The sequence below is a fragment of the Vreelandella populi genome (assembly GCF_003989825.1).
Classification (GTDB): domain Bacteria; phylum Pseudomonadota; class Gammaproteobacteria; order Pseudomonadales; family Halomonadaceae; genus Vreelandella; species Vreelandella populi.
Window position 1 is genome coordinate 124,387 of sequence record NZ_RZHE01000006.1, and the last position, 15,676, is coordinate 140,062.

Here is a 15,676-nt window from a genome sequence, read left to right on the forward strand (position 1 = left end):
GAAAATCGACAGGAGAATGAGTAAAGAAGGCCCGGCCCAGCGTTATACATCCCCGCGGGGCCGGGATACTAGCTAGTTTTAAGGATGACCACTACCACCGGCCGCGCCATACACATTGCCCGTGGTAAAGCTGGATTCCTGCGAGGCAAGCAGCACGTAAACGCCCGAAAGCTCTACCGGCTGGCCAGGGCGGCCAAGGGGGGTATCTTCACCGAAGCTCTGCACGGCTTCCTGGGGTTGACCACCACTGGGTTGTAGAGGCGTCCAGAATGGACCGGGAGCGACTGCGTTCACGCGAATACCCTTCTCACCCAACTGTTTGGCAAGGGCTTTGGTAAACGCGATGATCGCCGCCTTGGTCATGGAGTAATCCAGCAGGATCTTGGGCGGATCATAGGCCACGACCGAGGACGTATTGATGATGGCCGCACCGGCTTCCAGATGAGGCATGGCCGCCTGGGTAATCCAGTACATGGCGTACAGGTTGGTCTTCATGGTGGCGTCAAAGTCGTCGTGGCTAAGGTCGGTAATCGACGGCTTCCACTGCTGGCGTGCGGCGTTGTTGACCAGGATATCCAGCCCGCCTAGCTGCTGTACGGCCGTTTCCACCAACTCGCTGCAGAAAGCTTCGTCACGAATATCGCCGGGGATCGCCACGGCGGTACGCCCTTCGGCCTCGATCAGCTCGATCACTTCCCGCGCATCGGACTCTTCTTCGGGCAGGTAATTGATCGCCACATCCGCACCTTCGCGGGCATAGGCAATGGCGGCTGCCCGGCCGATACCTGAATCACCACCGGTAATCAGGGCCTTTCGGCCTTCCAAACGGCCACTACCGCGGTAGCTCTCTTCACCGTGGTCAGGTCGCGGGTCCATTTCACTGGCAAGGCCTGGCCAATCCTGCGGCTGTTCAGAGAACGGCGGTGCGGGATATTGGCTAGTGGGATCTTGTTTCTGTGGCATGGAACCTCCTGTAGAGCTTGCGCCAGCCGCGCCAGTGCTGGCGGCTTGAGAAGAAGCGGATGATTGAGCGAAAGCGGGTGCGGCAATGGCCGCGACCATGCCGGTCGCTAACCCACCGACGACTTGGCGGCGTGAAGGGTCGAACGAGTTGATCGGTTTCACCATAACCTCCGTGTATTGAGCAGTGCTTGGATTTAAACGTTTACTGGCCTAGCGCAGTCTCCAGTACGCAGGTCAGAACATAGGCTCTATTGACTTTAGTATTAATTAGCAAGATTACAAACCCGTGCAAAATGAGTAGCCGATGCTCGTAAAGCGCAATTTTGTACAAGCTGCGCCAAGGCGTAGGCGCTAAACTAGCGCTATGCAATTTAGATAAGGGGGCTTAGCAATGGGGCAATCGGCAAGCCGCTTTCAGTTCACTAAAAGCCAGCATATACCCACACTGAAAGTGTTACAGGCAGCGATGTTCGATTTTCGTTATGACCCTCACGCGCATGAAGAGTACGCCTTCGGAGTGACGCTTTCGGGCCGCCAGGATTTTTTCAGCGGCGGGCAATATCACCGAAGCCCGCCGGGCAACGTGATTATCTTTAATCCCGATGACGTTCATGATGGCCAGCCAGGCGGCAATCACACGCTCGATTACGTCATGCTGTATGTTCATCCCGATCAGGTGAAGGCGCTGTTTGACGACGCCCTGGGCCAGGAAACAGCCGCTAACTTTCGATTCGATACTACGCAGGTGCAAGACAAGGCGCTACGCGAGCGGATAACAGAGGTTGCCCGGCTTATTACCATGGCAACGGGCAGCCAGATCGACCAGGAAAATGCGCTCTACCAAGTCGTTGAGCGGATCACCCAACTGGGCGGTGCTTTTCAGCCTGGGCGTACCAGCACCCGGCCCGATACGCTCCTTGGCTTGGCGAAAGAGTATATTCACGCGCACCTGGATAGCGACTTATCGCTTGAAGCCATCAGCTAGGCGGCGCATCTTTCGAAGTTTCATTTCTTGCGGCTATTTCGCCAACAGCTAGGCATCACGCCCTACCAATACGTGATCAATTGCCGGGTTAACGCAGCGTGCAGTGCCCTTGAAAATGGCGCATCGCTTAGCGAGGTGACATTCCGATATGGGTTTACCGACCTCAGCCATTTTAACCGGCGCTTCAAACGCATATATGGCGTAACGCCCTACCAATATCAGCGCCATCTTATCCGCTGAACAGAGAGATTTTTATGCTAGCCATTCTTGCTTACGCCTTAGGCGTAATGTATTCCCCTGGGCCGGTGAATTTTCTAGGCTTGAATGCCGGTATGAACGGACAGACGAGAACGTCGCTGGGTTTTTGCCTGGGCGTAGGCACGGCGATGCTACTGTTATTTTTACTCTTCGGTTGGGCCGGTGCTGCCTGGATCAATGGCGGGCTGCTGATAGCAGTAAGCGTTGTCGGCTGTGCTTATATTATTTATCTGGCGGTACACATCGCCAAAGCACGCGTGGAGCTCGATTCGATTTCCCAACCACCGCTGACGCTACGCTATCGCGATGGGCTGGTTCTGCAACTGCTTAACCCTAAAGGCATTGTGGCAACCCTGCCCATTGCCACCCTGCAGTTTCCCGCTGCTGGCATTCAAGGGGCTAACTTGGTGGTTTGGTCGCTGGGATTGGCCCTTCTTGCCGCAGGCGCCCCGGGAAGCTACATCTTGGTAGGCAGCCTGGTGGGTAGCCGAATTAACAACCCCGCCTTTTTCAAACGCTTTAATCAGCTGATGGCCTTGTTACTGGTAGGTGTTGCGCTTTCTATTGGTTATGAGCATGTTTGGGTAGTTTTGGTGGGCGAATAAAAGAGGTATTCATCCACTTTACGCCTCTTTACCACCCAACATGTAAATGTATCGCCATGAATGACATTGCATGAAAGCCCCTAACAGTGCTTTTTGTACCTGCAGTTTTCCAAGGGTTGTTCTAGGCTATGAGGTGGAAAAGTCATTTGGCTTTTCAAAGCGAACACCAGGAAAGCACAGGAGTTACGATATGAACCATGGATCGGATGGACAACGAAACAAGAGTGAGGAAGCTCAAAAAGCCAAGCAGGTGATTGATAAAGACACCCCTCGCGACGCTGATACCCCGCAAAAAGCCTCACAGCATGAAGAGCCGCGCCCTTATCGGCCAGACGCAAACGTTGATAACCAGAAAAGCGAAGAATCCCGTTCAGAGCCTGGCCACAATACCTCTGGCAAGACCGCGCCATATTCAGGCACTCAGGTGGTCAAGGAAAAGCGCGCTCATAAAGACAATATTGATAAGAAGTCTGATGAAGCCGACCCTCAAGGGAGCGAGTAGCTTACGCCCGCAACCCCTCACGCTTTTCTTTACACAGCATAGGGCCAATTAAAGGCCGCCTTTATAGGCGGTCTTTTTAATTCTCTTTTATGCATTTAAAGATGGTGCCGACATTAGGAGCCGAGCCCGGGCCGCCTATGCCTGAGTACGTACCTTGGTAGAAAACGTCTTGCTTTGTACTAGTTACCCTTTCTTGCGTACAATTGCCCGCCAACGAACTCCCCCGCTTTTGATACATCGCCATGGTGTACCACCTTTTTAGATAAATGCGTGGTTCTGTGCTTAAGGTACGAATCGGGTACACCCAGTATGGTTATATGCAGTATTAAAAGACATTAAATATGTATATTTACACAGCGTCATTAAGATGCAAGTGATTGATATAAATACGTTAACCCCAGCAGATGCGGCACGCCGTTTTTCTGTGGCACCCATGATGGATTGGACAACCCGGGACTACCGGGCGTTTGCGCGCACGTTAACCAAACGGGCGCTGCTGTATACCGAGATGGTTACCACGGGCGCCATCTTACACGGCTCGCCGCGTGAGCGGTTTTTAGGTTACAGCGACGTGGAGCATCCGATTGCCCTGCAGCTTGGCGGTAGCGATGCTGGAGAGCTTGCCGAGTGCGCAGCGATTGCTGAGGCGTGGGGTTACGATGAGGTCAACCTGAACGTGGGCTGCCCAAGCGACCGGGTGCAGAACAACATGATTGGCGCCTGCCTGATGGGTTACCCGGAAAAAGTCGCCGCAGCCGTGCGCGCCATGCAGGCCACGGTATCGATTCCGGTGACGGTGAAGTGTCGTATCGGGATTGATGATCAGGATGAAGACGCCGACCTGGCGCGCTTTATCGATATAGTGGCGGACGCCGGTTGTGGCACCTTTACCGTGCATGCGCGCAAGGCGTGGCTGAAAGGTTTATCGCCCAAAGAGAACCGCGACGTGCCGCCACTCAACTACCCGCGCGTGCACCGCTTAAAGCAGGATCGCCCTGAGCTGCATATCGGCATCAATGGCGGGATTAAAACGCTCGAAGAGTGCCAAGCTCAGCTTGAGCATGTGGATAGCGTGATGATTGGCCGAGAAGCGTACCAAAACCCCTGGCTACTGGCTGAGGTCGATGCGCTACTTTATGGCGTTCCCGGCCCGGCGGCTAGCCGTGTTGAGGCGGCCCGGGCGTTTCGCCCGTATATTCAGCAGCGATTGGATGAAGGCGCGAAGCTTAACCATATTACACGCCACCTGTTGGGGCTTTTTCAGGGCTGCCCGGGTGGCCGGCGTTTTCGGCGTCTTCTGTCAGAACATGCCCATAAGGAAGGCGCCGGGCTGCGCCTGTTTGATGATGCCATCGGGCTGGTTAGCGAACCCTCGCCCGAGCCCCGTGTGCAAGAGCATGCGCAACAACAAGAACAGCCCGCCACGTTTTAACGTAGCGGGCTGCGGTGTGCGGTGATTAACCTGTTTTAATCAGGGCTTAGTTGCCGCGCACGCCTTTCTCAATACGCTCACCGACTTCCTGATCGATATTGCGCCAGTACTCAAAGGCGCGCTCCAGCACGGGCTCAGTAACGCCATTCGACAGGTGGCCCACCACGTTAGATACCAAACGATCACGCGCGGCGTCATCCATTACCTCACGCACCAACGTGTGAGGCTGGCTCCAGTCGTCATCGTCCTTACGCAAGGTATAAGCGGTACGCACAAACTCACCGCTGGTCGCCCATACGGCATCTTCCGGGAAACGCTCTCCATCGGCTTTGGGGCCGCCTTTGCTGTTCGGAGCATACACTGGGTCAGTTGAGTGATGAATTCGCATCGCCCCGCCCTGGGTATAGCTATTAACCGGGCATTTAGGCGTATTGACCGGGATATGCTTGTAGTTCACTCCCAGGCGAGCCCGATGGGCATCGGCGTAGGAGATCGAACGCGCCAGCAGCATCTTGTCGGGTGAAAGCCCCGTCCCGGGCACCATATTGTTGGGCTCAAAAGCCGCCTGATTGATTTGGCTATGGAAGTCGGTGGGGTTTTCATTAAGGGTCAGCTTACCCACTTCCATCAACGGGTAGTCATCGTGGGGCCACACCTTAGTGAGGTCAAAAGGATTGTAGCGATACATCTTGGCGTCTTCGAAAGGCATGATCTGCATATGCAGCGTCCAGGTGGGATACTCACCGCGCTTGATGGCTTCAAACAGGTCACGGCGGTGATAGTCCGCATCGTTACCAGCCATCTGCTCGGCCTGCTCCTGGGTCATGCACTTGATGCCTTGGTCGGTCTTGAAGTGGTACTTCACCCAGAACCGTTCACCTTCGTCATTTACCCACATATAGGTGTGGCTGGAGTAGCCGTTCATATGCCGCCACGTAGCGGGTACGCCGCGGTCGCCCATCAGCCAGGCCACCTGGTGAGCGGACTCAGGTACTAACGTCCAGAAATCCCACTGCATATCGTGATCACGCAGGCCGTTATCGGCGCGGCGCTTTTGCGAGTGGATAAAGTGCTGGAACTTCATGGGGTCGCGAACGAAGAACACGGGGGTATTGTTACCCACCATGTCGAAGTTGCCCTCTTCGGTATAAAACTTCACCGCAAAACCCCGAGGGTCACGCCAGGTATCCGGGCTGCCACTTTCACCCGCCACGGTTGAAAAGCGGATCAACACATCGGTTTTGGTGCCCTTTTTTAAAAATTTGGCCTTGGTGTACTTGCTAACATCATGAGTGACTTCAAAGTGGCCGAAGGCGCCGCTACCTTTGGCATGAGGCTGACGGTCGGGGATCATCTCCCGGTTGAAGGCCGCCATTTGCTCCATTAAGAAATGATCGTGTAGCACAATGGGGCCATCTGGCCCTACCGAAAGCGAGTGCTCATCACTTGAAACCGGAATACCTGCACCCGTGGTCGTATGTTTTGAATTACCGCTCGTCATTCCCTTTCCTCCATGTCACGGCCGGCACGGCGCCTGAACGCCGTGTTTATAAAATCTACGTATTGAGCAGTCGTTGTTATTTTTAATTTAAGCTAATAAGACTCCCTCACAGGTATAGTAAAGGGCGTGACATTACGCCATTTATCTAACTGAATTGCTTATTTATTGTGCCGATAGGCTTTTCGCATAACGTGATTAATACAGCGCGTCGGGAGGTGGTGTCAGGCTTGAATGAAAACTTTCCATGGCGGTTTCCGCCTCTTCAATCTCATCAAAGCGGGCGATGTGATAAAGCGCCTCGCCTTCATTGGCAAGCGGTAGCCGACTCATGCCAATCACAATACCATCGGCCATGGAGATGACTTCCTCCTCCTGATTACCAAACGGGTCAGCGACTTTACCCAGCACTTCCCCTTTGGCTACACGAGCACCCAGCCTGGTCCGAGGCCTTAAAATGCCGTCGATGGGGGCTCGCGCCCAGCTAGATCCATTGGCGAGCTCAGCGGGCGCGGGTGAACGGCGGCGCTGCTCGCCGGTGAGCATATTCAAGCGGCGCATTACGCGTAATACCCCACGCACGCCAGGCGCAATGGCCCATTCATCAAACCGAAGCGCCTCGCCTGCCTCATAAGTCAGCACAGGAATGCCACGATTTTGCGCATAGTGGCGCAGGCTGCCCTCGCGCAGCTCGGCATTGAGTATGACAGGCGCGCCGAAGGCATCCGCCATACGCTCAGTTTCACTGCCCGGGCTTAGCTGCGCGCGAATTTGTGGCAAGTTAGTGCGGTGGATCGCCCCGGTGTGAAGGTCGATGATATGCGTGGCCTGATCCACAATCTCCTCACGGAACAGCGCGGCTATTCGCCCGCCCAGAGAGCCATTTTCACTGCCCGGAAAACAGCGGTTGAGATCACGCCGGTCAGGCAGATAGCGAGTTTGCTGCAAAAAACCGAACACGTTAACCACGGGGACGGCAATCAAAGTACCGCGCAAACTGTTAATCGCTTTTGAGCGTAGCAAGCGGCGGACAATTTCAACGCTATTGATTTCATCCCCATGAATTCCGCCACATACCAATATAACGGGCCCCTCTTTGCGCCCGTGGACGACTTCAACCGTAATATGTAGTGGCGTATGAGTATAGAGACGCGCTACCGGCACATCGATTTGAGAACGTTGCCCAGGCTGTATAGTGTGCCCAGCAAGTTGAAAAGGTGCTCGCGCCATCTTGAGTATCCTTTTTTCAGCGTGATTAACCATCATACGTATGGCTTTGTTTAGCTCATGACTATCAGCCTATCGCACGTATTGAATCTATGTGCTTGAGGTATGCAGGTTTGATAACACAAGCTATGGGTTTAATCATCTATCCATACAGTTTTGAATGTAAAAACCATGCAGTTTCGGATAAAATATAGACATCCCATGTTCTTACTGAGGTTGCGTTTCCATGGCAAGAAAGACCAAAGCGGAAGCGGCTGCTACTCGTGAAGCGCTGTTAGATGCTGCCGAGGAGGTATTTTTTGCAAAGGGTGTCGCACGTACGTCTCTTGAGCAGGTTGCACGCCATGCGGGATTGACCCGTGGCGCGGTCTACTGGCATTTTAAAAACAAGGGCGACCTGTTTATGGCGCTGGTGGAACGCGTACGCATGCCATTCCAGTCGCTGATGGAAGCCGTCAGTAAAGCCGATGAAAAGATTTCCCCGATGGAAGCGATTCGGCTTGCCTGTCATGCTGGTCTGGCACGTCTTGAGCAACCTTCTCACCAGCGTATCCTGTCGATTTTGCTGCATCGCTGCGAATTTTTTAGCGACATCAATCCACTCGCCATGCAGGATGAAATCGGTGAAGAGTGTTTCTCCGAAATGCTGGCCGTGTTCAAGGAAGCTGAACATCAGCAGCTGCTGCGTGAAGAATTAACCCCTGAAGTCGCGACCCGCATGATGCAGTCGGTGCTTGGCGGTCTTTTTCACGATTGGTTGCGCACACCTGATGCATTCTCCATTCGCCAGCGCGGCGGCGAGCTGATCGATACGCTGATACGTATCATGCACCGCTAATGGCTAGTATTCGCGGCGATTAGAATGAGCGCTCGCTTTAGGTATTCTTTATGGGCGCTTTGCTTTAATACACGTGCGCAAACTGGCAGCCAATACCGATCCCAATTTTAACGCACGCGATTCAATGCTATAGATTCAAGCGCCCAATAATTACCTATTGTTCAGGCTGAATAGCCCGCATGGTGGTGTTTATGACGCAGGCGTAAACGGTTGATGCGCACACGTGTATCCAGATACTTCTGTTCACTGACGCTGCGATAAGTGCCCTCTTGAGCCAGGTATTTAACTAATACCCGACGCTCTCCTTCCTGTGGGCAATCACCCTCCTTGCAGTGCAGCCTTACATGGCTATTGGGCTCGTTATCAATCACCGCCCGGGCAAACTCTTCACCCTCGCGGCTTGATACAATTACGGTGGCGCCTAGCAGGCAACGCCTTGTAAATGGCTGATAGCGGTGCAACCCGCGATGCAAGCTATGACATATCAGCGCCGCGACGGGTGAGGCAATCGCAAACGACAGCCACACGACCAGAACGCCTACCGGAACCCGCAGCATCCCCAGCGATATCCAGCGTAGCGCCAAAAGCTCCGTGGCAAGTGAAAGGCTTCCGGCAATCAGCACTAGAAAGGTCAAGGCAAGCGTTGCGGGTACACCCGCAAACCCCAACGATACCAGCGTGCTGGCCATATGATCATCACGTAGGCTGTCACGCTCAAATAGCTCAAGCGGCGCTATACGAAGCAGCACTAATAGCCAATAGAGCGCTAGCAGAGCGATTAGAATAGTAAACACGATAGTTGGGAACTGCAGTGTAGCAGAAACAATAGGTTGCATGGCGTGTCCTCCTCCAGGCATATCACCCGGTGCTGTTTTCGCTTGCGATGATTTTATTAGTTCAAGCTGAAAACGATTAATCTCTTTTAGCGTAGACCAAACTATTCTTCTCTGCCTTTGAGTGTCTTGATTCGTGTCATCTCAACATAAAAAAAGCGGGTGCTGCCTAAAGGCAACACCCGCTCATTGACCACTTAGCGTTTTTAATCAACCATCACTGTTGGTCATGCTCTAGTGCTGGCTTCTGGCTATCGCGATTGGGATGCCGTTTGCGGTAGAGCCAGTCGGAGACAGTGGCAATCATGGCGTAGAAACTGGGAATAAACAGACTGCCCAGAATCGCAACCGACGCCATACCCACGGCAACCGTGGTACCGATATGGTGGCTGCTGACGTCACTGGCGCCTGTCGCCAAGGCCAGCGGCAAGGTACCAAAGATGAACGCAAGCGATGTCATGACGATCGGCCGGAAGCGCAGTTCCGCTGCGGTAATGGCCGCCTCGCGAATCGTCTTGCCCTGCTCTTTACGCTGCAGCTCGGCAAATTCCACGATCAAGATGGCGTTCTTCGCCGCCAGACCCACGACCACCAGCATCCCGATTTGCACGTACACACTGGTATCCAATCCGCGCAGAGCAATACCTCCGATCCCGCCCAGGAAGGCAAAGGGCGTGGCAGTCAGTACTGCAAGCGGTAGCGACCAGCTTTCGTACTGAGCAGCCAGGATCAGGAACACCATCATCATACCGAACACGATGGCAAGCGTTGCCGTATTACCCAGGTTGGCTTCCTGATAAGCCGTACCGGTCCACCCCATTCCCCAGTTGGGGCCTAGCGTGTCCATTACGACCTGGTCCATGGCTTCGATGGCCTGTGCCGAACTATAGCCAGGCGCCGCACCACCCTGGAATTGCGCACCGGTATATACCCCAAACCGCGATACTACCGAGGGACCGACCTGGCGCTCCAGCGTAACGAATTCAGATAACGGTATACGCTCGCCGTTTCCACCGCGCACGTAGACGCTACTCACATCATCCGGCGTTTTACGGAATTCATCTTCGTTTTGCAGATACACCTGAAAGTTACGGTTTTGGTAGCTAAAGAAATTAACAAACCCATTACCAAAGGTATTGGCAAGTGCCGAGTTGATATTTTCCAGCGCCACGCCATAGCTCAAGGCTTTTTGCTGATCAATTTCAGCCCGGTAGGAAGGTACGTTAACGTTAAACGTGGTAAACACTTGATTTAACGCTGGGTTCTGATTAGCGGCACCCATGATTTGCAGAGAAGCTTCATAAAGCTCACGGGGCGAGGCGCCATCAAACGACTGCAGGTAGCCGGTAAAACCACCGGTGGTGGAAAGTCCCATAATGGGCGGAACGTTAAAGGCCATGGCAGAACCGCCGTCAATGCTAGCCCCTAACTGCATAATCTGCCCGACCAAACTGCCAGCCGTTAGCTCGCGGTCCCCCCACGGCACCATATTGACGAAGATAATCCCGCGCGCCGTATTTACCGCACTTGCCAAAATATCGTAACCCGCTATCGCTGAGGAGTGTTGTACCCCAGGGATATCTTCAATCGCAGAGCTGAGCTTTGCCATGTAGTTCTGGGTACGGTCAAGCGAGGCGGCATCAGGTAGCGAGACGCTCACCAACACGATGCCCTGGTCGGTTTCTGGCACCAGCGTTGAAGGCGTATTGGCGTATAGCCAGTAAGAGCCTGCGCCAACGGCCACCGTCAGTGCTAGCGCTATCACCCAAAAGCGCACCAGCTTGACAACAAACCACATGTAGACCGCGGTGATACCCGCAAACATACGGTCAAACAGGCGCAGCGGCGTAGTGATTGCCCGCTTGAATGCTGACTGGCGGGTATGGTGCAGGTTGTGCTTAATAAAGATGGCGGAAAGCGCTGGCGTGAAGGTCAATGCCATCACCGCTGATAGCGCTACGGATATCGCCACGGTTATCGCGAATTGCTGATAAATCTGCCCGGTAAAACCGCCCATGAAGGCAACCGGTACGAAAACAGCGGCCATGATCAAAGAGGTAGCAATAACCGGCCCACCAACTTCTTTCATGGCACGAATCGTTGCGTCGTGAACAGAAATATCATCTTCTTCACTAAGCACACGCTCGACGTTTTCAACGACAAGTATCGCGTCATCCACCACGATCCCTATCGAAAGCACCAATGCAAACAGGGTCAGCAGGTTGATAGAGAAGCCAAACAGGTAGAACCCGGCAAAGGTACCAATGACCGAGACCGGCACCACCGACATGGCAATGACGGTGAAACGCCAGTTCTGTAGAAAGATGAACAGAATAACGATAACGATGAGGAAGGCTTCAATAAAGGTATGGAATACCGTCTCCACCGATGCGTCGATAAACTGCGTGGTGTCGTAAGGCGTTACATACTCAAGCCCTGGCGGGAACCGATTGGCAAGGTCCGCCATGGTCTCGCGAACTGCATCCGCTGTCGACAAGGCGTTGGCGCCAGGCTGCTGGTTAATGATGATGGGCGTCATGGTGGCGCCATTCAGGCGTGCATCAATACCGTAAAACGAGGCACCCAGTTCGATGCGAGCTACATCTTCAAGGCGCAGTGACGAACCATCAGGGTTGGTGCGCAAATAGATGTTGCGGAAATCGTTGGTATCCGACAGGCGACCGCCTGCGGTAATTGTGTACGTATAGGCGCGCGGCTCTCCCTGGGGCGTTGCCGCCAGGTTACCCGCAGGGATTTCCGTGTTCTGCGCGCGAATGGCGCTGGCCACTTCGCTGGGCGTCAAGTCGTACTGCGCCAGCTTGTCAGGGTCCATCCAGATACGCATGGCGAACTCACCGCCGCCTAATACCTCGGCATTACCTACGCCCGGTACCTGGCGCAGTTCGTCGAGAACGTTAAGAGTGGCGTAGTTCTGCATGTAAACGTTGTTGTAGTCGCCATTAGGAGACGTCAAAGCAATCAACATCAGGATAGAATCAGAGCGCAGCTCAACCGTGACACCCTGGGACTGCACCTGCTCAGGCAGCTGGGAAAGGGCTCCCTGCACGCGGTTATTGACGTTGATGGTGTTGATATCCCCATCGGTGCCTATATTAAATGCCACGCTCAGGCTCATGATGCCGTTATCCGCGCTGTTGGAGGTCATGTACAGCATGTCCTCAACACCATTGATCGCTTCGGCAAGCGGCGCCGCTACCGTTTGCGCAACGGTTTCAGCATCAGCACCCGGGAACTGGGCCTGAACGGAAACGGTGGGCGGCACAACGCTTGGATACTGCTCGATGGGCAGTATCCGCATGGCCATGGCACCTACCAGCGTCAGGATAATCGCCAGTACCGTGGCGAAAATCGGACGACTGATAAAGAAGTTAGAGATATTCATTATTGGGCACCCTCTTCCCCTTCACCTGCGGGCATACCACCAGCACCTTCAGTCGTCTGGGAAGCAGCGTCGGCTTGCTCTTGCTGCTCTTGAGCTTCCGCTTCTTCAACTCGCTCAACCACTTCATCGGCATTGCCATCAAACGCCAGTGGATCAATCGTCATTCCTGGCTCAATACCTGCCGGGTCACCCACGATGACGCGATCACCCTCTTCGAGACCATCGGCAATAATTTGCCAAGGGCCAGCAACTTCGCCTAGTTGAACCGTGCGCTCACGCGCTTGGTTGTTTTCATCCAAGACAAAGACCCGTGGGCCCATCAAGCCTTGTGTTGCCGCAATTTCAGGCACAGCAATCACGTTAAAACGGCGTAAGCCGTCAAGGCGAACCCGTACAAACTGGCCGGGCAGTACGTCACCGTCAGGATTATCAAACGTGGCCGATGCCTGGACCGTGCTGGTACCACTATCAACCCGCGAGCCTAGAAACCCTAAACGGCCTTCAAGCTCTGAGTCGTCTGCGCCACTCAGACCCGGCACGCGCAGGCGCGCGGTAATATCTGAGGCATCACCGGCTTCGCCTAACTGACGACGTAGCTCAAACGCATCGCGCTGGGGCAGCTGGAAGCGTACTTCCAGCGGGTCCAGCGGCGTAATAGTGGCAAGCTCGGTTCCGGAAGTGACAAAGTTGCCTACGTTGATCTGGCTCAAGCTGATCATGCCGGATACCGGCGCTGTCATGTTGGCGTAGCCAAGGTCCAGATTGGCGCTGGTCAATGCAGCTTCTGCCTGGGCAACGTTGGCTTGGGCCACGCGCTGCTCGGCCTGCGCCTGGTCATACTGCTGGCGGCTGACGGAGTTCTGGCTTAAAAGCTGCTCAAAGCGCTGGGCATCGCGCTGGGCGCGAGAATACTCGGCGCGCGCGCTCTGCAGGTCAGCTTCACGCTGATTGACCGTTGCCTGATAAAGGTCAGGCTCGATGGTATAAAGCGAGTCGCCTTCTTCTACCATTTGGCCCGGTTCGAAATGACGCTCTTCTAGGTAGCCGCTAACCCGCGCCACCAGCGTCACTTCGCTATCGCTACGCAGTAACGAAGGATAGGATTTATTTAACGGAATATCCTGACGAGCGACTTCCGCTACTTCCACCTTATGAGGCGGCGCTTCTTGCTGCCCGCCCTGTTGCTCTTGAGGCTGTTCCTGGCCACAGGCCGTTAACGCTAGCGCGGCAATCAGCGTGACTAGACTCGCTCGGCGTGAGTGAATCACCTTTCTCATACGTTGGGTTCCCTTGATCTTCTCGAAACGTTGACTAACGACGCTGCAATACTTTTACTTTCGCGACGGTTACATGCCAGGCGTGGGCGGCGCCCCAATATCCATGGCACGCTGATAGCTGTCTTCACCGCCGTCTGGCAGGGTAAAGCTGACCTGCTCGCCGGTTAACCAAGCGTTGACTTCTTCAATGGCTGGCACGTCGAGCAGGCCTGACTGCTGGCGCAGCGAGAGAAGGTTCACCACATAGTCATAACGGGCTTCTGCATAGTTGGCGATAGCGTTGTAGTAGTTCTGCTCGGCATTCAATACATCGACAATGTTACGAGTACCGACTTCATAGCCCGCCCGAGTGGCTTCCAGTGCACTCTGGGTAGATACGATGGCCTGCTGACGCGCTTCAACCGTTTCGACGTTGTTGCTTACCTGGGTATATAGCGAACGTACCTGCTGGATGGTGGTACGCCGCTGTGATTCAAACTCGTACTGAGTACTTTCCAGCTGATAGGTGCCCTGGCGAATGCTGGCACTGGTGCTGCCGCCGGTGTAGATAGGCAGGTTGGCAGATATGCCCACCTGGCTTGAGGCGTCATATCCGCGAACGGCGTCGATGTCATTATCGGCATGCTGATAGTTGGCAAACGCCTGGAAGGTGGGCAGGCGGCCAGCGCGGGCAATATCGACACCCACACGGGAAATTTCGATACCTGCCTGCTGAGCAAGCACCTGCGGGTTACGCTGGATGGCCTGCTCGACCCAGTAGTCGCGGTCAGTCGGCGAAGGCAAGGCAACGGGCATATCGCCCAGAGAGTCGATATCGGCATACCGCTGGCCGGTCAACTGCTCAAGCACTTCAAAGGCAACCTGAAGATTGCTTTCTGCCGCGATGCGATCCGCTCGCGACTGGTCGAAGCTGGCACGCGCCTCTTCCACTTCGGTAATTGCAATCAGGCCCACTTCAAACTGTTCGCTGGCCTGCTCCAACTGGCGTCCAATGGCACGTTCCTGGGACTGCCGCGCTTCCAGCACCTCGTTGGCACGCAGGATATCGAAGTAAGCGCTCGCCACATCAATCAAGAGCTGCTGCTCGGTGGCGGCCAGCAGATACACCTGCTGATCAATCTCGCGCTCGGCTTGAGTCACCTGCTGGCGCGTTACTTCGTTAAAGAGCACCTGGGTGGCTTCCAAGGTGAGTGACAGGCTGTTAAAGCGATCTTCATCTCCGCGGCCTACCCCGGCATCGGCACCAGCTCCCACACCGGTATCGGGCACCGCCCTGGCTGATGACTGGCTTTCAAACTGCTCATGATGTACCACGTTGCCTGACGCATTGACCTGCGGCAACAGCCCGCCTCGCGCTACATCCCTGGCAGCTTCCACACCGGAGTACTGAGCACGTGCAGAATTCAATGAGGCATTGTTATCCAATGCATCGCGGGTAATGGTAACAAGGTCAGCCGCCTGGGCAGGCAGCACAACAGATGCGGTTAAAACTGCCAATAGCAAGGGTCGTAAAGGGGCATTGACTGCCCAGTGTGCCAGTCGCATGGAAGTGCCTCTAGGTGTCAACGAAGGGTGATGCTGCTCGCCAGCCATCTTACAAAGAGTGGCATTATAGTTACATTCATGTATGTATGCTAGACTTGAAGTCTGCCTAATTGTATGTACACATAATTGTCAAGCTGCGCCCCCTTAACTTAGACCAAAGCATGGTATGGGACCGCTTTTTTTGATTCAAAGTTATACTATTTCACCCAATGTAATAGGCCACGCCTGACTCGCAGAGCTATGCACTTGGCCTCTTCCTGATGCGCCAGCGCCAATAAGCACTATCCACTATTATGTCAGCGTGCCTTTT

The 15,676-nt window shown here is 54.5% G+C and carries 12 protein-coding genes and 1 pseudogene; 6 read left to right on the forward strand and 7 right to left on the reverse strand.

Going from position 1 to position 15,676, the window contains the following annotated elements; genetic code table 11:
* Positions 1-78: 78 nt before the first annotated feature.
* Entirely contained in the window at positions 79-1,125 is a 1,047-nt protein-coding gene (locus tag ELY25_RS05610; protein WP_126950819.1) for an SDR family oxidoreductase, read from the reverse strand.
* Between the two features lie 229 nt (positions 1,126-1,354).
* On the opposite strand from ELY25_RS05610, the gene ELY25_RS05615 reads away from it, so the two are divergent.
* From ELY25_RS05615 to dusA, 5 genes and pseudogenes are all read left to right on the forward strand, one after another.
* Positions 1,355-1,948, forward strand: coding sequence for an AraC family ligand binding domain-containing protein (locus ELY25_RS05615; protein ID WP_335808159.1), 594 nt, complete (start codon positions 1,355-1,357; stop codon positions 1,946-1,948).
* Positions 1,949-1,960: 12 nt separating this feature from the next.
* Positions 1,961-2,188, forward strand: a pseudogene (locus ELY25_RS18140) (helix-turn-helix transcriptional regulator); the annotation flags it as partial.
* A gap of 14 nt (positions 2,189-2,202) precedes the next feature.
* Positions 2,203-2,811, forward strand: coding sequence for a LysE family translocator (locus ELY25_RS05620; RefSeq protein ID WP_126950305.1), 609 nt, complete (start codon positions 2,203-2,205; stop codon positions 2,809-2,811).
* A gap of 190 nt (positions 2,812-3,001) precedes the next feature.
* On the forward strand, positions 3,002-3,313 hold the full coding sequence (locus tag ELY25_RS05625; RefSeq protein ID WP_126950306.1) for a hypothetical protein: 312 nt from the start codon (positions 3,002-3,004) through the stop codon (positions 3,311-3,313).
* A gap of 367 nt (positions 3,314-3,680) precedes the next feature.
* The gene (dusA, locus tag ELY25_RS05630) at positions 3,681-4,745 is read left to right on the forward strand and encodes a tRNA dihydrouridine(20/20a) synthase DusA (protein ID WP_126950307.1); all 1,065 of its coding nucleotides are present in this window, start codon (positions 3,681-3,683) and stop codon (positions 4,743-4,745) included.
* 46 nt (positions 4,746-4,791) lie between these two features.
* Here dusA and ELY25_RS05635 read toward each other — a convergent pair whose 3' ends face one another.
* Entirely contained in the window at positions 4,792-6,246 is a 1,455-nt protein-coding gene (locus tag ELY25_RS05635; RefSeq protein WP_126950308.1) for a catalase, read from the reverse strand.
* A gap of 195 nt (positions 6,247-6,441) precedes the next feature.
* On the reverse strand, positions 6,442-7,473 hold the full coding sequence (locus ELY25_RS05640; protein WP_126950309.1) for a succinylglutamate desuccinylase/aspartoacylase family protein: 1,032 nt from the start codon (positions 7,471-7,473) through the stop codon (positions 6,442-6,444).
* A gap of 223 nt (positions 7,474-7,696) precedes the next feature.
* Between ELY25_RS05640 and ELY25_RS05645 the strand changes: the two genes are divergently transcribed.
* The gene (locus tag ELY25_RS05645) at positions 7,697-8,308 is read left to right on the forward strand and encodes a TetR family transcriptional regulator (RefSeq protein ID WP_126950310.1); all 612 of its coding nucleotides are present in this window, start codon (positions 7,697-7,699) and stop codon (positions 8,306-8,308) included.
* A 161-nt stretch (positions 8,309-8,469) separates the two neighbouring features.
* Here ELY25_RS05645 and ELY25_RS05650 read toward each other — a convergent pair whose 3' ends face one another.
* From ELY25_RS05650 to ELY25_RS05665, 4 genes are all read right to left on the reverse strand, one after another.
* Entirely contained in the window at positions 8,470-9,144 is a 675-nt protein-coding gene (locus tag ELY25_RS05650) for a hypothetical protein (protein WP_126950311.1), read from the reverse strand.
* 214 nt (positions 9,145-9,358) lie between these two features.
* Positions 9,359-12,544, reverse strand: coding sequence for an efflux RND transporter permease subunit (locus tag ELY25_RS05655; RefSeq protein ID WP_126950312.1), 3,186 nt, complete (start codon positions 12,542-12,544; stop codon positions 9,359-9,361).
* Positions 12,544-13,821 (reverse strand): efflux RND transporter periplasmic adaptor subunit, encoded by a 1,278-nt coding sequence (locus ELY25_RS05660; RefSeq protein ID WP_126950313.1) that lies wholly within the window; start codon positions 13,819-13,821, stop codon positions 12,544-12,546. Before ELY25_RS05660 ends, ELY25_RS05655 begins: the two co-directional genes overlap by 1 nt.
* A gap of 69 nt (positions 13,822-13,890) precedes the next feature.
* Positions 13,891-15,366 carry a TolC family outer membrane protein gene (locus ELY25_RS05665; protein WP_126950314.1) on the reverse strand — a complete coding sequence of 492 codons (1,476 nt, stop codon included), beginning with the start codon at positions 15,364-15,366 and terminating at the stop codon, positions 13,891-13,893.
* Positions 15,367-15,676 lie beyond the last annotated feature (310 nt).